This window comes from Bacillus cereus group sp. BfR-BA-01523 (assembly GCF_022662615.1).
Lineage (GTDB): Bacteria > Bacillota > Bacilli > Bacillales > Bacillaceae_G > Bacillus_A > Bacillus_A mycoides.
In genome coordinates this window covers 388,577-406,320 of the sequence record NZ_JAKUDX010000001.1, presented here as the reverse complement: position 1 = coordinate 406,320, position 17,744 = coordinate 388,577, and the positions used below count along the sequence as shown (strand labels likewise).

Sequence of the window (17,744 nt, the reverse complement as noted above, 5' to 3'; positions counted from 1 at the left end):
AGTCTTTTTATTACATACGATTATCATGCCAGAAGTTTAATGGGAAGTGTTCGTTCTCATTATAGGCTTCTAATTCATATCCTCTTTCTTTCAGCCCTTTAATAATTCCAGGTACTGCTTTAACTGATTGTGGATGAATATCGTGCATTAGAATAACTTCTGTTGGGTTTGTAGCACCATGTAGAACGTTTTCTACGATTTTAGCAGATGCAGCGTCTACTGGCATTTTGTTGTATTTCCAGTCTAATGAATCAATTGTCCAGTCCCAAACTTTTAAACCATTTTCTACAACTTTGTTGCGAAGGGCTTCATTTAATCCTGGCATTGAGCCGTAAGCTGGACGAGTTAATACTGGTGATTTTCCTAGAACGCCAGCGATTAAGCCTTGGTCTTCTTTCATTTCATCAACGTAATGACCTTCTGTGTAAAGCTTCTTGTAGTTATGAGTCATACTGTGCATCCCAACGTAGTGGCCTTCAGTATTTTCACGTTTTACAAGATCAGGGAAAGCTTTCACGTTTGAACCAATTAGGAAAAATGTTGCTTTTGCATTTTCACTTTTTAACATATCTAAAAGCTCAGCTGTGTATTTTCCAGGACCATCGTCAAATGTTAAGTAAGCGACTTTTCTAACTTGCCCGTTATAGTGCTTTGGAGCTTCTTTCGGAGCAAGGGACGTTTGAATTTCACTTACAAGTTGAACAGATTTCGCTGCATCCTCTGTACTTGCTAGAGCGATATGTGTTGATCCGTAAGCAGCTTCGTATGTAAATAATACCCCGACGCAAATCAACAGAGCCCTTTTCACTAAAGTTGTCATCCGAATTCCATTGTGCATAATTTTCCTACTCTCTATAAAAGTTCTACTCTACTATATTAGCAATTTTAGAGGGGGAAATGCAAAAAAACTTTTTTACAAGCGCAAAAAAGTTTGTTAAAAAGTATGTAAGATTTCACTGTTTTGCAGGTTTGAAAAAATGAAACAAGAATTGAATGTATGAAACTGCATGTAAAATGGTTCATTCACGTTTTTTGTTTTAGAAAGGGAGGATAAGTATGAAAAAATTAGCTTGTTTACATGCTCATCATTCAAATATTGAATACATTGACCGAGCATTGCAATCTTTTGGAATCGAAATACTCCATTTTGTAGATCCCATCTTATCACGCATATTAAAAAAAGATTGCGATTTTGAAAAAGAACAAGCACGGAGTAATTTAAAAGATATTATAAAGTATATAGCTGAAAGTGATGTAGATACACTTTTAATAACTTGTACAGATTATATCACGTTATTAGATGAGAATTTCAAAATAGACATACCTATATTGAAAATTGATGAGCCATTCTTTGAAATGATTTGTCATGTTGAAGAGCCACAGACAATACTTTTTACAAATAATCGTACGGTTTCAGGAACGATGGAACGTTTAAAACAATACGCTCGGCAGAATAATAAATCCATACATGTAAAAGTAGAAGTGATAGAAGGGATATTTGAGTTAATTATGCAAGATCGTAAAGAAGAGCATGATGCTAAGTTAGAAAAGTATTTATATGAAATTATGAAAGATAGAAACGAAATGCTTTCAGTTGCACAATTATCGATGGTAGACGCTGCTACAAGGGTAGAAAATATAATAGGAAGGAACATAATAAATCCGTTGAATGCGCTTGTGGAGTATTGTATACAGAGTGTGAATGAACAACCGTGTGAAAAATAAGGAAGAGGATGTTTTTTATTTTAAAGAACATCAATAAAATTTCATATACCGTATTTAAAAAATAAATATAGGAAAACCAAAAAATAATGTAGAATATATCGTACATACATATGTGAAGGCAATAAAATATATAAAAGAGGTGGACCTATGTTACTTGAAGAAGTAATGCAGCAACTAGAAGAATATGGAATAGAACAAAACCGTAAAATCTTTAAAAACCACGGAGCGAAAGAGCCGTTATTTGGAGTTAGTTTTGCAAATTTAAAATTGTTAAAAAAGAAGATAAAAAAAGATCATGATTTAGCAATTTCATTATGGGAAACAAAAAATATGGATGCAATGACTTTAGCAACGATGATTTTAGATCCGAAGAAACTAACGTCAGAACAACTAAATAGATGGGTTCAGGATGTTGATTACTATTGTTTAATGGACGTTCTTATGACAGCTATATGTACGTCACCAATCGCGATAGAAAGAATGGAAGAATGGACGAAGTCTGATGAAGAATGGATTGGAAGAGCTGGTTGGTCATTATTAGCGAATATAGCGATTAAAAATAAAACGTTACATGATGAATTCTTCACTCCGTATCTCGAAGAAATTAAAGCAAATATACATAATGAAAAAAATAGAAAAAAAGAAGCGATGAATAGTGCTTTAATCGCGATAGGAATTCGTAATGAAGACTTAGAGCGAAAAGCGATTGAAATTGCACGTGAAATTGGGAAAGTACAAGTTGATCACGGGGCAACGTCATGCAAAACACCAGACGCAGAACCGTATATAAAAAAAGCGAGAGAAAGAGCTGAAAAAAAGAAAATAAAATAAGAAGGGGTAAGATTATGAAACCAATTGAAGCGGCACAAAGCATAATTACATCACAATTTTCGAATTGTGATGTTGCTTTACTAGGGGGAAGTGTGGCTAGAGGAGAGGCTACGAAAACATCTGACCTTGATATTGTAATATTCGACCAAAGTTTGTCATCTTGTTATAGAGAATCTTTCTATAGTAATGGCTGGCCTGTTGAAGTATTCGTACATAATTTTGAAACGTATAAAACCTTTTTTAAAAGTGATTGTGAGCGCGGGAGACCTTCATTACCTCAATTAGTTTCAGAAGGGATTGTGCTAAAAGGAAAAGATGAAATTGTAGAGACACTTAAAAGAGAAGCGAATGGTTTATTAAATAAAGGACCAAAAAAATGGTCAGAAGAAACGATGAAGCAGAAACGCTATTTTATTACGGATACCTTGGATGATTTCATTGGTGCAACAAAGAGAGAAGAAGAATTGTTCATCGCCAATTTATTAGCTGATTTAGTACATGAATATGTTTTAAGGGTAAATGGTCAATGGCTTGGAAATTCAAAATGGTTTATTAGAGTGTTAAGAAGGTATGACGAGCGATATGCAGAACATTTTGTAGCGGCTTTTGATCATTTTTATAAAACAGAGAAGAAAAATGAATTAATTAGTTTTATAGAAAATACGTTAGAGCAGTATGGAGGAAGAATGTTCGAAGGATTTTCTATAGGGAAATGAAAAGGGGATAGCAAAGTGAATGTACCATTCGTTCAATTAAGAGAACTGACAATAGATGATGTAGAAGATCGATATCAATGGTCATTAGATACAGAAGTAACAAAGCATTTAGTTGTACCAGATCAATATCCACCGTTCACTCGTGAAGATACGAGAAGGTGGATTGAAGCATGCATAAGTCGAGGGAATGGTTATGAACAACGAGCTATCGTTACAAAGGAAGGTATACACATTGGATGGGTAGACCTAAAAAACTTTGATAATACAAATAAAAATGCTGAACTAGGGATTGCAATTGGAAATAAAGAATATTGGGGTAAAGGATATGGAATGGCGGCCCTATACAGTATGTTACAAATCGGTTTTTCTGAATTCAAATTAGAAAAAATTTGGCTACGAGTAGACGAAGATAATTTACAAGCTAGAAAGAGTTATGAAAAAGCAGGATTTGTTTGTGAAGGAATAATGAGAAATGATCGGTTACGTAAAGGGAAGTTCATTCATCGTTATCGCTATAGTATGTTAAGAGAAGAATACCAATCTTTAAATAGTAGCTTATAAAAATATTATGTTAACTTAAAGGGGCAGGATAAATATGATTCGATTACTTACGAAAGAAGATGCGGAAAAATATTGGGACTTACGTTTACAAGCTTTACAAGTAAATCCAGAGGCATTTGTAACAACTTATGAAGAGGCGATTCGCCAGGAAAATCCTATTAAGAGAGTGGAAAGTAATTTAACAGCTACTACTAGTTGTACATTTGGTGCATTTAATGAAGAAAATCATTTAGTTGGAGTTGTCACTTTACTAACAGAAGAGAGAGAGGCGTATAAACATAAAGGTCATATCGTTGCGATGTATGTAGATGCACAAAACAGGCGGAACGGATTTGCACGTGAGTTAATAACAAATGCCATTCAAAGAGCGCGAGATATAAAACTAGAGCAATTGACATTAGGTGTTGTATCTACAAACGAACCAGCAAAAAAATTGTATGAATCAATGGGCTTTAAAACGTATGGAATTGAAAAAAGAGCTATAAAGGTGAATGGTGTGTATAGTGATGATGAAAATATGGTGTTGTTTCTTTAAAGGAAGGATATTATTATGAAAGATCTCCATTTAGAAAAAGATATGAACCCCAACGTGGCAATTTTGTATGCAACGGTTACTGATACATTTAAACGATTGCAAAGGTTAGTCGAAGGTATTGAAAAGAACGAACTATCCTATAAAGGGTCTGAAAATAATGAAAATAACATTGGACAGCTACTACAGCATTTAGCAGTAGTCGATTTACACTGGGTGTACCGTTTAAAAGGAGGGGGAGTTCCGCCTGCACTTGAAAATAAATATGGACCAATGTTGAATGAAATGGGAAAATTGCCTAGTTTAAGAAAGTAAAAATTACAAGAATTAATGCAAGATTATGAAGCTGTGCAACATATGTTTTATGAGGAATGTATGAAACTAACAGAAAATGATTTAACACGAGAAGTTTTTTATGAAAAGGGAGAAAATGCGACTATAAGGTGGGGAATATGGCATATAGCCGATCATAATCGGTACCATCAAGCTCATATTAGTCGATTACGAAAGTTATATAGAAGTAGACCGCATGTATGATTAAATTTTTGAATATTAATTATATTCATTTTGTTATATAGTAGAAAAAGAAACTATATAAGGGGTTTTAAAATGAAAGCTATTGTAATAGGGATATTGGCATCGTTTTTCTTTGCCTTTACCTTTGTGTTAAACCGGTCGATGGACTTAGGGGGCGGGAGTTGGATTTGGAGTGCATCACTACGGTATTACTTTATGGTTCCAATGCTACTACTTATTGTCATGTATAGAGGGAATTTAAAACAACTCTTGCAATATATGAAAAACAATCCGAAAGAGTGGTTGTTATGGAGTATTGTAGGGTTTGGTCTCTTTTATGCACCGCTTAGTTTCGCGGGTGCGTTTGGACCGGGGTGGCTTGTCGCTTCGACTTGGCAAATTACAATAGTTGCAGGGATTTTGTTAACACCATTTTTTGCGGTAGATCCATTACATAAAAAACTTCCAATGAAAGAATTAGTAATGTCAGGCATTATTTTATTCGGTGTTGTTCTTATGCAAGTAGAACACGCTTCTTCTTTAGGGATTCGTGAAACCATTTTATGTGTGGTTCCTGTACTCATTGCTGCGTTTGCATATCCACTTGGAAATAGAAAAATGATGCAAGTATGTAAGGGCGAATTAGATGTCTTCCAACGAGTTCTCGGTATGACATTAGCAAGTTTACCATTTTGGTTTTTACTATCTGGTTATGAAGTATCAACAGGCGGATTACCGTCAAGTAGTCAAGTTTTCCAATGTTTTATTGTAGCAGTTAGTTCAGGGTTAATCGCAACGGTATTATTCTTCTTTGCGACAGATCTTGTAAAAGATGATCCGCAAAAATTAGCAACAGTCGAGGCGACACAGTCTGGTGAAGTTTTATTTGCATTAGTAGGAGAGCTGATCTGGTTATCGGCTCCAATTCCGTCTTCTTTATCGTGGGTTGGAATGAGTCTTGTAATTGTCGGAATGATACTTCATAGTTATGTAGCTGTAGTTGTGAAAAAAGAAGAGAAAATAACGGCGTAATGAGATTAGCTCTTTTTCAATAAAGAGCTAATCTTTTTTCATGAGAAAGGATGGAGATAGGATGTTACAACGTGTTGAGTATTTAGAAATAGATCCCATTAAAAAAGTATTAAAGCATGCGACCGGTCCGAGTGAAGCGAGCTTATTTAAAGCAGTTTCAATGTATAAAAATGATCAGGCAGTGCTATATAAATATGGGAATAAGGGTTGCATAGGTATAGTGCTAATTCATACAAATAGAGCGAGAATGTGTCACATAGCTGTTGATGAAAAATATCGTAATCAAGGAATTGCACTTCAAATGATTAAAGAAATAATTAGGGAATATGAGTTAACATATATTGAGGCTGAGACAGATACAGAGGCAGTCGGATTTTACAAGAAATGTAACTTTAAGATTGAAAGCTTGGGAGAGAAATATCTGGGGGTAGAGAGGTTTTATTGTTATTTAGAGAATGAATAAAATAAATAGCTCATCATTTGTGATGGGCTATTTCATATTAGTATAAATTAAGATTGCTAGATTGAAAGTTTTTGATTGTGTTAACCTTTCTATATTAATTTTAAATAAATACACCATAATTTAACTGTTTCCGATATGATAAAAACGACAGAGGTATAGTAATTGAAATGATTAAGTTAAAAATTAAGAAAAATATGATAATATATGTATGTATTAGTTTAAAGCAAAATGGGGGAACAATCGTGAAAATGAATGACATAGTGGCGAATACACAATTTCCAAATACAATCGAAACAATTACAAATGATTTAAAAGCATTAGGGATAGAAAAGGGAATGACAGTTATTGTACATTCTTCATTAAGTTCGATCGGTTGGATATCAGGCGGTGCAGTTGCCGTAGTAGAAGCGTTAATGAAAGTTGTTACAGAAGAAGGAACGATAATTATGCCGACGCAATCTTCGGATTTATCCGATCCAAAACATTGGTCAAGACCACCTGTACCAGAAGAATGGTGGCAAATTATTCGGGATAACGTCCCAGCATTTGATCCACGTATAACACCAACAAGGGCAATGGGAGAAGTAGTTGAATGTTTTCGTACATATCCGAATGTATTGCGCAGTAATCATCCACTCAGTAGTTTTGCAGCATGGGGGCAACACGCAGAAGAAATTACAGCGAATCATTCACTTTCCATAAGTTTTGGTGAAGAATCGCCATTACGAAAAATATACGATTTAGATGGATACATATTATTACTTGGTGTTGGTTATGACTCTAATACGTCTATACATTTATCTGAGGTACGTACAGGTGCACGCGAGTTAATAAAGGTAGGAGCACCTATTATAGAAGAAGGTGTAAGAGTATGGAAAGAATTCGTTGAAATGGATTACGATTCTGATACGTTTGTAGAAATCGGAGTTGAATATGAGCTTAAAGGAACAGTTACGCGTGGGAAGATAGGGAATGCGACGTGCCGTTTTATGAGGCAGCGTGATGCAGTTGACTTTGGAACAGAGTGGTTTCGTGCGAAAAATCAGTAAGGGATGGTTATTATGCAGGGGAAAAAAGTATTAATTACGAGCGGCGGCTGCCTAGAAAAATGGGATCAAGTACGTGGGCATACAAATTTAGCAAAAGGTACGATTGGAAGAATTATTGCAGAAGAGCTAATGAAAAAAGGAGCAAATGTTATATATTTGCATGGCTATTTCGCTGAGAAGCCAATGGATGTAAATAACCAATTAGAATTGCACCCATTTGAGGGGATTATTGATTTACAAGATAAGATGAAAAGTATTATTACACATGAAAAAGTAGATGCAGTTATTATGGCTGCTGCTGGCTCAGATTGGGTTGTCGAAAAGATTTGTGATCAAGATGGAAATATTCTTAATATGAACGGAAAGATTTCAAGTGACATCGCTCCAATTATTCATTTTCAAAAAGCGCCAAAAGTATTAAAACAAGTAAAGAGTTGGGATCCAGAAACGATACTCGTTGGCTTTAAACTGGAAAGTGACGTAAATGAAGCAGAACTTATTGAAAGAGCAAGCAAAAGAATGGAAGGTGCAAAAGCGAGTGTAATGATAGCGAACTCACCGCATTCTTTATATTCTCGCGGCGCTGTGCATCACGTTATTGGACAAGACGGTAATGTGAAGTTATGTAATGGGAAAGATGAAACTGCAAAAGAAATTGTCAATATGTTAGAGCATTTATGTAATCGTATCACTACTATGTAGATTTAAGCTTTTAGAAAGAGATGCAGTCGCATAGTATATAATGGAGTTAATATTAAATTAGTGGGGGAACGTATCCCTCACTAATTATTAAATTGAATCAAATCAATGAAATAGGCCATTAGCTGCTCGTAAATGTGTAATACATGATATATGCATAATGAACATTTTGTGAGGAGTGGATTGTATGGAACATTTATTAAAGCAAGCTATTAAACTTAGAAATGAAAAGAAATATGCGCAGTCTAGAGAGATACTTATAGGATTAACAAACTTTACGAGGGATGCAGAAGTGCTATATCAATGCGCTTGGATACATGATGTAATGGGTCTTGAAACGGAGGCGGTTCCGTATTATGAACAGGCAATTGCGAACGGACTTGATGGTGAATCCCTTTGCGGTGCGTATATCGGTCTTGGCAGTACGTATCGTTGTATAGGGGAATATGATAAAGCGATTACTGTATTAGAAGCAGGGATAAAGAAGTTCCCGGAAAATGACGTGATGAAAGTGTTTTTATCATTAGCAAAATATAACGTAAACGAACATGAAGAAGCGATGAAATTACTGTTAGAGACAGTTGTGAAAGTAGATGAGATAAAAGAATTTGAACGTGCTATTTCATTTTATAAAGACCATTTAAATGAGGTTTTTGAATAGAGGAGAGAAGGAATGAATCCATCAATTTCACGAAGGAAAAAAGGCATTTGGATTGGACTCGTATCTTTAATTATGTTATCAAACTATTTATTGTATGCCCTGCCAATAGTGCCAGCTGCCCCGAAAGAAGTAGTCCTCGGTTCATTATTAGATTTTATGTTTGTAATTCCAGTCATCACATATTTCTTTATTATACGGAAAAGATATTCGTTAACGTATATGTTTCCTGTAGTTATAGCTGGATATGTATTCGCAAGATTTATAATTCCTAGTGATTATTTACAAGCTTTTTCATTTGTTTCGTATGTAATAGTTGCTGGAGAAATTGTGTTCGTATGTTTTGAACTGTTTCTTATATATAAAATTATAAGAGTACTTCCTAAAATAATAAAACGATATAAAGAATATAGAAGTGAGTATTCTTCATTTTCTTATGCGATTGATGCAGCGTTTGATGCTAATATGAAGAGAAGTAAGGCAGTAAATATCATTCTAACAGAGTGTAAGTTACTCTATTATGCTTTTTTATCATGGCGTGTAAAAGTATTAGAAAGTGAATTCACATACTCATATCATAAAAAGACCGGTGCAATAGGTGTTTATATCATGATTATTCATGCAACATTAATTGAAAGTATCGGTTTTCATTATTTACTTCATCAATGGAATCCAGTAATAGCTTGGGTTTTACTCATCTTAAACATATATGCGATGTTTTATTTTTTAGCTGAAATACAAGCGATGCGTAAAAATCCAATTATCGTTGCGGAAGAAAAAGTGATTATTCAAATTGGATTAGGAAAGAAAATCGTTTTACCATTTACACAAATTGATAACATTGTGTTTTATAAAGGCGAATCTTTAACGAAAGAAGAAGAGAAAGAGGTTCTTGACGCAACTGTTATGGAATTTATAAAGGAACCTCCAACTTTTGAAATAACGTTAAAAGAGCCAATTAAAGCGCAGTTGTCATATGGATTTTCTAAAACAGTAAGTCGTATTCACTTAAATGTAGACGATGAACGGAAATTTTATGATGTAGTTAAGGGAAAGTTAAAACATGAGTAAAGCTCCTAAATATCATCGTGCGTTTGGTGTACGGCATTTGTATCGAAAATAATAGTATTATTAGTAATCGATAAAATTAAAGGGCCATACAGAAACCGATATGATCTACCTGGTGGTAGTTTAGAAGATGGGGAATCATTATTAGCTGGACTTCATAGAGAAATAGAAGAAGAGACTGGGCTGAAAGTGAAGGTAGTAAAATAATAATGGTATTGGAGTTCCTTCTAATTTAGAAGGGGCTTTTTTGTGGAGTAGCAAATGAGATTATATTGATTTTATTTTTAAAAACAAGAAACTAGTTGACTGAATGCTTTCTTGGTGGAAATATAAAGGGATATAATTAAAGAACAGATACATGACATAAAATAAAAGGGGAAATAGAAAAAATGAGTTGCTTACGTACGTCAGGCATTGAAATTATTGAAAGAAAAATCCGATATGATGCTACAACCGTAGATCATGCTTGTTTACTAATAGAAGCAGAGCCAGAAAAAATTATTTTATACCATGAAGTACAGTACTCTTTTACAATGGTAGCAAATGATACGAAGTTAACCATCCCGAAAGGAAGTTACACAATTGCATACTATTGGGAAAAGCGTCCATACAATTTATACGTTTGGAGAGATCAGAATGGGAGTTATATAGGTTCTTATTTTAATATTGTAAAAAATACATATATAACGGACCAATTGGTGTCCTTCAAAGATTTAATCCTTGATATTATGGTACTTTCAAATGGAGAATTTTTCATATTGGATGAAGATGAATTACCTGAGCCGTTAGAACACTTTGAAGATGGATATGTAGTAGAAGCTCTTCATATAGTATTAAATACAATTCAAGAGTTGCTTCCAACAATTATTTTAGAGACTGACACTATCTTTAAAAAATAATAATGTTTGTCAAAACCAAGTTGACTTATCGGAAAAATTTGTATAATATGTAGTTAATTATATAATGTATTGCTGATTGGAGAAACCAAAGGCATTTCATCGACCGATGAAATGCCTTTGGTTTTTTTATTATATAAATATCGAATCTATTCATTTGTATGAATCATTTTAAGGAGGGGAAGAAGTGACTGTTTTAATTGATGGGGTATCAAAATGTTTTTTGAAACAAACAAGAAATGTTCAGGTGTTAGAGAATATAAATTTTCAATTAGAGAAGGGAGATTTTGTTACTGTAATTGGTCCGAGCGGGTGTGGAAAAAGCACTCTACTAAAAATTGTTGCAGGATTAGACAATGATTTTGAAGGTGGAGTTGTTATAGATGGAGAGCAAGTATTAAAGCCAAGTAAGAAACAAGGATTTATATTTCAAGAGCATAGACTTTTTCCATGGTTAACAGTTGAAGAAAATATTGCTGCAGATCTGTCGTTAAAAGATAAGTATGTAAAAGATAAGGTTAAGGAATGGGTTGAAATCGTTCGGTTAGATGGCTTTGAAAAATCATATCCGAAAGAAATTTCAGGCGGGATGTCACAACGTGTTGCGATTGCGAGAGCTTTATTAAGGAATCCAAATGTATTATTACTTGATGAACCATTCGGAGCACTTGATGCTTTTACTAGAAGTCATTTGCAAGAAGTACTATTGAATATTTGGGAGCAGAAGAAAACGACAATGATATTTGTTACTCATGATATAGACGAGGCGATATATCTTTCAAACCGAATTATAATCATGAGTGCAAAGCCTGGAAAAATACATAAAGTTATTGAGAATAATTTACCTTATCCACGAAATAAAACTTCTCAATCGTTCCAACAACTTCGAACGAAAGTGTTACATCAGTTTGAATATGGGGGACTGATTCAAACAAGTATATAGGAAAAGGATGATTATATATGCATAAAACATTTAAGGTTCTTTCTTTTGCTTTAGCAATATATTTATTCGTAGTAGGATGCGAAAAAAGCACAGCAAGTAGTAAGAAGGAAGATGTAACTATACAAATTGGTATACAACAAGGATTAAGTCCACTATTACTGGCACAGAAAAAGGGGTGGTTTGAAGAGGAGTTTAAAAAAGAAGGAGTTAAAGTGAAGTGGACAGAGTTTCAAAGTGGTCCTCCTTACTTTGAAGCTATCGCATCAAATCGATTAGACTTTGGTGAAGTTGGGAATTCTCCAGTCATTTCAACACAAGCAGCGGGAATTGGATTTACTGAAATCGCCAATACAAGTTATGCGAGAAAAGGAACTGGAATACTTGTACAAAAAGATAGCAAGATTACGAGTGTAAAAGAATTGAAAGGTAAAAAAATTGCAGTAGCAAAAGGAAGTAGTGCATTTAATTTATTGTATCGAGCATTAGAAAAAGAAGGTATAAATGCGAAAGATGTAAATGTCATTCAATTACAACCAGATGAGGCGCAGCCTGCATTTGAATCTGGTTCAGTAGATGCATGGGCAATTTGGGATCCTTTCATATCGTTACATACGGTAAATAAAGGAGCGAAGGTGATTGCAGATGGTGAAACATTGAATGTTTCTTCTCCAGAGTTTTTAATTGCAAGAACAAAATTTGCGAAAGAGCATCCAGAATTAGTTGAGAAATTCCTTGAAGTTTATGAAAAAGCACGTGTATGGCAAGATTCAAATTTAGATGAAGCAATAAAAATATATACTTCTGCAAAGAAAATAGATGCAGAGATTGTAAAAGAAGTGTTTAATCACGACAAACCAATTTTAGTTCCAGTAACGAAAGAAATAATAGCAGAACAGCAAAAGACAGCAGATTTTCAATATAAGCTCGGTTCTATAAAGAAAGAAATTAATACAGATAAAGTTGTAGATAATTCTTTCGTAGAAAAAGCATTAAAGGCGAAGTGAAAAGAGGTTTTGTAAATTGGAGAATACGAAAGCTGTTATTAAACCAACGAGCATAACGATTGAGAAAAACAAGGTAAAGAAAGTGCGGAAGACGAATTTGAAAGCAGTAATAAGGGCAATTATTATACCTATTATCATACTAATTATTTGGCAGTTAGCTGGCGTACTCGGTCTTGTTTCTAAAACAGTTTTACCAACGCCATTAGATATATTTCTAGCTTTTCAAGAGCTTTTAAAAACAGGGGAATTATTTAGCCATTTAAGTATTAGTGTATTCAGGGCTGCGGCCGGTTTCTTTATCGGTGGGAGCCTAGGAATTATTTTAGGAACAATTGTCGGATTTTCAACGAGAAGTGAGCAATATTTAGATCCGTCTGTACAAATGTTAAGAACTGTACCTCATTTAGCTGTTGCGCCTCTATTCGTATTATGGTTCGGTTTTGGCGAAACATCAAAAGTATTATTAATTGCGGACGGTGCATTTTTCCCTTTATACGTAAATGCGTTTTTAGGGATACGAGGTGTAGATTCGAAGTTATTTGATGTTGCGAGAGTGTTAGAGTTTAGTAAAAGAAAATTAATTACGAAATTGATTTTACCTGCCGCATTGCCGAACCTTTTACTTGGAGCAAGATTATCTTTAGGGGTTGCATGGGTGAGTTTAGTAGTAGCAGAACTTATGGGATCAACTGAAGGTATTGGCTATATGATTATGGATGCAAGGCAATTTTCAAATACAGATATTGTATTTGTCGGTATTATTATCTTTGCATTCGTTGGGAAGTTTTCTGATTCACTCGTACGTTTACTAGAAGTGAAGTTTTTGAAATGGCGAGATAATTTTAAAGGAGAGACAGGGAATTAACATATAAAGTTCAACTAATCGGGCTTTTACGGGCAGTTGATTCCCCACCTAACTTCTTTGATTTCGCTGGATTTTGAGGTGGGGATCTTACTGCCCGCAAATAGCGGGGTAAATTATTAGGGGTAATTTATATAGGGTATTTTAGTATACGTTTTAATAAAAATAAGGAGTGTGTAAAGATATGGATTTGTTATGGTTTATTCCAGCTTATGGAGATGGTCGATATTTAGGAACGACTAAAAGAGGAAGAGCAGCTGAATATGGTTATTATAAACAAGTTGCACAGGCAGCTGATTATTTAGGATATACGGGTGTGTTACTTCCAACTGGTCAAGGATGTGAAGATCCGTGGGTATTGGCATCGGCACTCGCAGCTGAGACAGAGAAATTAAAATTTTTAGTAGCAGTTAGACCAGGACTAATGTCACCGACAGTTGCAGCGAGGATGGCATCTACATTTGATAGAATTTCAGACGGGAGACTACTTATTAATGTAGTAGCTGGAGGAGATCCTATTGAATTGCAGGGAGATGGATTATATCTTGAACATGATGAAAGATATGAAGTAGCGGATGAATTTTTAAAAGTTTGGAAATCGACCTTGCAAGGTGAAAGTATTTCTTTAGAAGGAAAACATATTAAAGTTACGGATAGTAAAGTTGTATTTCCTCCGGTTCAAACACCGTATCCACCAATTTATTTTGGAGGATCTTCCGCTGCAGGTAAAGAAGTTGCAGCGGAACATAGTGATGTATATTTAACGTGGGGAGAGCCGCCAAAGCAAGTGAAAGAGAAAATAGAAGAAGTAAGAAGACTTGCAGAAGAGAAGGAGCGTACGGTACGATTCGGAATCAGATTACATGTAATTGTAAGAGAAACAGAGGAAGAAGCATGGGAAGAGGCTGAGAAGTTAATTCAATATGTAGATAATGAAACAATTGAGCTCGCTCAAAAAACATTTGCAAGATATGATTCAGTCGGTCAAAAACGGATGACACATTTAAATAAAGGAACACGGGATTCGTTAGAGATAAGTCCTAACTTATGGTCTGGTATCGGACTTGTAAGAGGTGGTGCAGGTACTGCACTTGTAGGAGATCCACATACAGTAGCGAAAAGGATAAAAGAATATGAAGCGTTAGGAATCGAGACGTTTGTTTTATCGGGATATCCGCATTTAGAAGAAGCGTATGAAGTAGCAGAATTATTATTTCCATTATTGAAAGACGAAAAGAAACAAGAAAATAAAATTGTTGGTGAAATGATTGCGGATGCATATGCACTAAAAAAATAGTGAGAAATAAAGTTCAACTAATAATCCTTTGGGTGAATTGTCCCAAAGGATTATTAGTTGAACTAATCGGGTATTTACAGGCAGTTTCAACTATGTTTTGCTTCATTTTGTTTACTGCCTGTTAATACGGGATAAAAAAACTCGCAAGTATTTAAAGTGAACCAGTGATACATGAAAAAAACACCTCCTGAATTCGCATACTAAGTATGCAAATTCAATGGAGGTGTTTTTCGGCAGTGAATCCAAATACAAATTAGTAGGGGTACCAAAATAGTACCTCTTTTTGTTGTTTCAAAATTTCTTATAATATGATGTTATGTCACTCTTAAATATATACTACATACAAAAGGAATTTTCTTTTTTGAAAGAGTGTCTAATACATATGAGGGGATAAATGAACTAATTATGGTGCTTTTAGGATTTGTACATGCATTCTTGTACCATTGATTATTATTATGTAGAGAGATGTAAAAACGTGTAATACGAGGTGAGTATTTTGAAGCGATTTGACAAATGTAAATGTCATTTCCCATGTGTTTTTCCGCCTCTCATCGTGGGACCAACAGGACCAACAGGAGTAACAGGACCGACAGGTTCAACCGGGCCAACAGGACCGACAGGATCAACGGGAGCAACAGGAGATCCAGGAGCAACAGGATCGACTGGGCCAACGGGTTCAACCGGACCAACGGGACCAACCGGAGTAGTTGCAGCTATTTTACAACCATTTGCAAATAGTAGTATTAATACGCAAACAATTGCTAGTGGGGGTCTTGTAGTACTTCCTACGGCCCCTGGGCCAAATATACAGGTTGTCGGAATAACTTATAATAACGTAGATACCTTTACAATAGTTACACCTGGTCTTTATTATCTTAGTGCCCAATTAAACTTTAATGTAGGCACAGCACCAAATTCTAATTTTGCAATTGCAATTAATGGTGTTCCTATTGCACCAGCTTCAAATGCAAATGGTGCAGGTATGATTACAATATCACAGGTAGCTAATTATGCTGCTGGCACTACAATAAGCATTTTTAATAATTCACCAACTTCAGTAACTATAGAAAATGGTGTAAATACAACTGGAGCAATACAAACTTTTAGTGCAGGTAGTTTCGCTCTGTTTAGATTTGCTGACGGACCAATATAATGAATGAAACGAAAGAATTCGCTTTCCTCAAGGGAGTGGAGATCCGTGAATATGAAGCGTTAGAAATTGATACGTTTGTTTTATCAGGATATCCGCATTTAGAAGAAGCGTATGAAGTAGCAGAATTATTATTTCCATTATTGAAAGACGAAAAGGAACAAGAAAATAAAATTGTTGGTGAAATGATTGCGGATGCATATGCATTAAAAAAATAGTGAGAAATAAAGTGAAACTTTAATCCTTTGGGTGAATTGTCCCAAGGATTATTGGTTGAACCAATCGGGCATTTACAGGCAGTTTCACCAATGTTTTACTTCATTTTGTTTACTGCCTGTTAATACGGGATAAAAAACCCGCAAGTATTTCACTTGCGGGTTTTCATCGTAAACTATTAGAAAATATGGTAAAATTAAATAGTAACTTAAGGTACGGTTGGTTGTTCAATTATCACTTCTCCGAGTAGGAGGGGGGTGATAATAAGTGAGTGAAATTTCGTTGTTATTGCAAGGTGGACTGTTTCTCATTGCATTGTTAACGTTTATTGTCGTCTTAATTGACAAGCTCAAAAAATAACAACCCACCTATGCCTATAGAATGTGGGTTGTTGTGTTTGTACGAAACAAATAGGATAAATGAACAATCCAATCTGCTAAGTTACGTGGACTAGTGTGTAGCCGCACACTAGTCTTTTTTATTTATATACAGTTTTTAATTGTTTTATGAGATTGTATTGTTCTTTTCATACTCATTATAACACAGTGTCTTTTCATGAAGAAAGGAGACCGTATGTTCTGGTGTCAATTAAATAGAACGTGTAGTTTCTTTAAATAGCCCATCCATATACTGTTTTAAACTTTCCACAAAAAATCCTTTTTTGTCTACATTATTTACGCCGACAATTGGTGATGGAAGATTGTATCTTTTTTCTGATAAATGAACAACAACATCAAAAATATCAAATAGGCGAATGAAGCAGAATAGACCGTCTTTATCACTAAGTAAAATAAAGTAATGGTTTTCGCTCGTTGTATTTAATGTATTCCATAAAGAGCTTTTGCTTAAGTCACGAACGATACTCTTTTCCTTTAATTCCATGAAATCGGCATTTAATAGAATGGTAGAAATATCAATCGCATCTGGATCGTCAAAGTAGCCATCAATTGTTTGTACAGCAAAAGTATAAGCCATTTTTAATACACTCATTTTATATTTACGGTTATCTAAAAGTAATTCACGTTGAATAGAACTAGCTACTTTTGTTACGCGCTCTTCTTTCCAAATTTCATTATGTAATGAAATATCGTGCTTTTTACATAGTTTCATAATTAATGCATTGGAATAAAGTATCTCATCACTTACTTCGACTACATCTGTCTCAGCGGCTGCTAGCTCCTCACCATGTTCATTCGTATAGAGAGGGGAGTCGATTTGTTTTTTCATTTGCTCAATCTTATATTGACTTAATTTATGTCTAATTAAAGGACGGTCAATATTTGTTGTCATATGTTCATGACAGGAATCACAAATTGAGTTTATGAAATAATATCCACATAATATCTCTGGAATGACATATTGTTCACTAAGTTCTTTCGTATCTTTTCTGCAAATGATGCATTGTGTCATATTTATCACCTTTACCTGCAAATTTGTCTGTAATCTCATTGTAGTGTATTTAATGGGATTTTGGAATATTGTAAAGGAAAATATTATGTGAAATCTAAGTTTAATTTGGTACAATG

At 34.6% G+C, this 17,744-nt stretch carries 20 protein-coding genes and 3 pseudogenes; 21 read left to right on the top strand and 2 right to left on the bottom strand.

All coding sequences use genetic code 11. From position 1 onward, the window contains the following. Window positions 1–10 precede the first annotated feature (10 nt). On the bottom strand, window positions 11–838 hold the full coding sequence (locus MR066_RS02135) for a peptidoglycan-N-acetylglucosamine deacetylase (RefSeq protein ID WP_242245774.1): 828 nt from the start codon (window positions 836–838) through the stop codon (window positions 11–13). Window positions 839–1,056: 218 nt separating this feature from the next. Between MR066_RS02135 and MR066_RS02130 the strand changes: the two genes are divergently transcribed. From MR066_RS02130 to MR066_RS02030, 21 genes and pseudogenes are all read left to right on the top strand, one after another. Next, on the top strand, window positions 1,057–1,725 hold the full coding sequence (locus MR066_RS02130; RefSeq protein WP_242245773.1) for a hypothetical protein: 669 nt from the start codon (window positions 1,057–1,059) through the stop codon (window positions 1,723–1,725). A gap of 147 nt (window positions 1,726–1,872) precedes the next feature. Next, window positions 1,873–2,556 (top strand): DNA alkylation repair protein, encoded by a 684-nt coding sequence (locus MR066_RS02125; RefSeq protein WP_242245772.1) that lies wholly within the window; start codon window positions 1,873–1,875, stop codon window positions 2,554–2,556. A 14-nt stretch (window positions 2,557–2,570) separates the two neighbouring features. Then, on the top strand, window positions 2,571–3,272 hold the full coding sequence (locus MR066_RS02120) for a nucleotidyltransferase domain-containing protein (protein WP_159146791.1): 702 nt from the start codon (window positions 2,571–2,573) through the stop codon (window positions 3,270–3,272). A 15-nt stretch (window positions 3,273–3,287) separates the two neighbouring features. Continuing rightward, the gene (locus tag MR066_RS02115; RefSeq protein ID WP_061674123.1) at window positions 3,288–3,833 is read left to right on the top strand and encodes a GNAT family N-acetyltransferase; all 546 of its coding nucleotides are present in this window, start codon (window positions 3,288–3,290) and stop codon (window positions 3,831–3,833) included. 34 nt (window positions 3,834–3,867) lie between these two features. Further along, on the top strand, window positions 3,868–4,368 hold the full coding sequence (locus MR066_RS02110) for a GNAT family N-acetyltransferase (RefSeq protein WP_242245770.1): 501 nt from the start codon (window positions 3,868–3,870) through the stop codon (window positions 4,366–4,368). A gap of 15 nt (window positions 4,369–4,383) precedes the next feature. Beyond that, window positions 4,384–4,902, top strand: a pseudogene (locus tag MR066_RS02105) (DinB family protein). A gap of 72 nt (window positions 4,903–4,974) precedes the next feature. Then, window positions 4,975–5,913: a DMT family transporter gene (locus MR066_RS02100; protein WP_002084924.1), complete on the top strand. Its 939-nt coding sequence runs from the start codon at window positions 4,975–4,977 to the stop codon at window positions 5,911–5,913. A gap of 61 nt (window positions 5,914–5,974) precedes the next feature. Further along, complete coding sequence (locus MR066_RS02095) at window positions 5,975–6,376, top strand: GNAT family N-acetyltransferase (RefSeq protein ID WP_002168173.1); 402 nt, start codon at window positions 5,975–5,977, stop codon at window positions 6,374–6,376. 248 nt (window positions 6,377–6,624) lie between these two features. Further along, window positions 6,625–7,425, top strand: coding sequence for an AAC(3) family N-acetyltransferase (locus MR066_RS02090; protein ID WP_125930143.1), 801 nt, complete (start codon window positions 6,625–6,627; stop codon window positions 7,423–7,425). 12 nt (window positions 7,426–7,437) lie between these two features. Then, complete coding sequence (locus MR066_RS02085; RefSeq protein ID WP_242245769.1) at window positions 7,438–8,127, top strand: phosphopantothenoylcysteine decarboxylase domain-containing protein; 690 nt, start codon at window positions 7,438–7,440, stop codon at window positions 8,125–8,127. A 184-nt stretch (window positions 8,128–8,311) separates the two neighbouring features. After that, on the top strand, window positions 8,312–8,785 hold the full coding sequence (locus MR066_RS02080) for a tetratricopeptide repeat protein (protein WP_002084932.1): 474 nt from the start codon (window positions 8,312–8,314) through the stop codon (window positions 8,783–8,785). A gap of 12 nt (window positions 8,786–8,797) precedes the next feature. Beyond that, window positions 8,798–9,853 (top strand): hypothetical protein, encoded by a 1,056-nt coding sequence (locus MR066_RS02075; RefSeq protein WP_242245768.1) that lies wholly within the window; start codon window positions 8,798–8,800, stop codon window positions 9,851–9,853. Next, a pseudogene (locus MR066_RS02070) lies at window positions 9,846–10,054 on the top strand (NUDIX domain-containing protein); the annotation flags it as partial. The gene MR066_RS02075 and the pseudogene MR066_RS02070, both read left to right, overlap by 8 nt. Before the next feature lie 185 nt (window positions 10,055–10,239). Continuing rightward, window positions 10,240–10,749, top strand: a complete 510-nt coding sequence (locus MR066_RS02065) for a ribonuclease FAU-1 family protein (RefSeq protein WP_242245767.1) — start codon at window positions 10,240–10,242, stop codon at window positions 10,747–10,749. A 184-nt stretch (window positions 10,750–10,933) separates the two neighbouring features. Further along, complete coding sequence (locus MR066_RS02060; protein WP_242245766.1) at window positions 10,934–11,689, top strand: ABC transporter ATP-binding protein; 756 nt, start codon at window positions 10,934–10,936, stop codon at window positions 11,687–11,689. A 17-nt stretch (window positions 11,690–11,706) separates the two neighbouring features. Next, complete coding sequence (locus tag MR066_RS02055; RefSeq protein WP_242245765.1) at window positions 11,707–12,693, top strand: aliphatic sulfonate ABC transporter substrate-binding protein; 987 nt, start codon at window positions 11,707–11,709, stop codon at window positions 12,691–12,693. 16 nt (window positions 12,694–12,709) lie between these two features. Then, window positions 12,710–13,558, top strand: coding sequence for an ABC transporter permease (locus MR066_RS02050; protein ID WP_242245764.1), 849 nt, complete (start codon window positions 12,710–12,712; stop codon window positions 13,556–13,558). Between the two features lie 181 nt (window positions 13,559–13,739). Next, window positions 13,740–14,852 carry an FMNH2-dependent alkanesulfonate monooxygenase gene (gene ssuD / locus MR066_RS02045; RefSeq protein ID WP_242245763.1) on the top strand — a complete coding sequence of 371 codons (1,113 nt, stop codon included), beginning with the start codon at window positions 13,740–13,742 and terminating at the stop codon, window positions 14,850–14,852. Window positions 14,853–15,348: 496 nt separating this feature from the next. Further along, complete coding sequence (locus MR066_RS27185) at window positions 15,349–16,005, top strand: hypothetical protein (RefSeq protein ID WP_277928905.1); 657 nt, start codon at window positions 15,349–15,351, stop codon at window positions 16,003–16,005. 41 nt (window positions 16,006–16,046) lie between these two features. Continuing rightward, window positions 16,047–16,220 (top strand): annotated as a pseudogene (locus tag MR066_RS02035) (alkanesulfonate monooxygenase); the annotation flags it as partial. A 265-nt stretch (window positions 16,221–16,485) separates the two neighbouring features. Further along, window positions 16,486–16,578, top strand: coding sequence for a putative holin-like toxin (locus MR066_RS02030; RefSeq protein ID WP_087942988.1), 93 nt, complete (start codon window positions 16,486–16,488; stop codon window positions 16,576–16,578). Between the two features lie 228 nt (window positions 16,579–16,806). Here the strand turns inward: MR066_RS02030 and MR066_RS02025 are convergent, their stop codons facing one another. Then, a complete protein-coding gene (locus tag MR066_RS02025) occupies window positions 16,807–17,628 on the bottom strand; it encodes an HNH endonuclease (RefSeq protein ID WP_000189680.1) in 822 nt (273 codons plus the stop codon). Between the last annotated feature and the right edge of the window lie 116 nt (window positions 17,629–17,744).

Excerpts from the sequence above, each read along its gene's own strand:
- MR066_RS02090 (WP_125930143.1), top strand. The coding sequence starts at position 6,625 with ATGAATGACATAGTGGCGAATACACAATTTCCAAATACAATCGAAACA.
- MR066_RS02110 (WP_242245770.1), top strand. The coding sequence starts at position 3,868 with ATGATTCGATTACTTACGAAAGAAGATGCGGAAAAATATTGGGACTTA.
- MR066_RS02055 (WP_242245765.1), top strand. The coding sequence starts at position 11,707 with ATGCATAAAACATTTAAGGTTCTTTCTTTTGCTTTAGCAATATATTTA.
- MR066_RS02120 (WP_159146791.1), top strand. The coding sequence starts at position 2,571 with ATGAAACCAATTGAAGCGGCACAAAGCATAATTACATCACAATTTTCG.
- MR066_RS02100 (WP_002084924.1), top strand. The coding sequence starts at position 4,975 with ATGAAAGCTATTGTAATAGGGATATTGGCATCGTTTTTCTTTGCCTTT.
- MR066_RS02130 (WP_242245773.1), top strand. The coding sequence starts at position 1,057 with ATGAAAAAATTAGCTTGTTTACATGCTCATCATTCAAATATTGAATAC.
- MR066_RS02085 (WP_242245769.1), top strand. The coding sequence starts at position 7,438 with ATGCAGGGGAAAAAAGTATTAATTACGAGCGGCGGCTGCCTAGAAAAA.
- MR066_RS02125 (WP_242245772.1), top strand. The coding sequence starts at position 1,873 with ATGTTACTTGAAGAAGTAATGCAGCAACTAGAAGAATATGGAATAGAA.
- MR066_RS02025 (WP_000189680.1), bottom strand. The coding sequence starts at position 17,628 with ATGACACAATGCATCATTTGCAGAAAAGATACGAAAGAACTTAGTGAA.
- ssuD (WP_242245763.1), top strand. The coding sequence starts at position 13,740 with ATGGATTTGTTATGGTTTATTCCAGCTTATGGAGATGGTCGATATTTA.
- MR066_RS02080 (WP_002084932.1), top strand. The coding sequence starts at position 8,312 with ATGGAACATTTATTAAAGCAAGCTATTAAACTTAGAAATGAAAAGAAA.
- MR066_RS02075 (WP_242245768.1), top strand. The coding sequence starts at position 8,798 with ATGAATCCATCAATTTCACGAAGGAAAAAAGGCATTTGGATTGGACTC.
- MR066_RS02095 (WP_002168173.1), top strand. The coding sequence starts at position 5,975 with ATGTTACAACGTGTTGAGTATTTAGAAATAGATCCCATTAAAAAAGTA.
- MR066_RS02065 (WP_242245767.1), top strand. The coding sequence starts at position 10,240 with ATGAGTTGCTTACGTACGTCAGGCATTGAAATTATTGAAAGAAAAATC.
- MR066_RS02135 (WP_242245774.1), bottom strand. The coding sequence starts at position 838 with ATGCACAATGGAATTCGGATGACAACTTTAGTGAAAAGGGCTCTGTTG.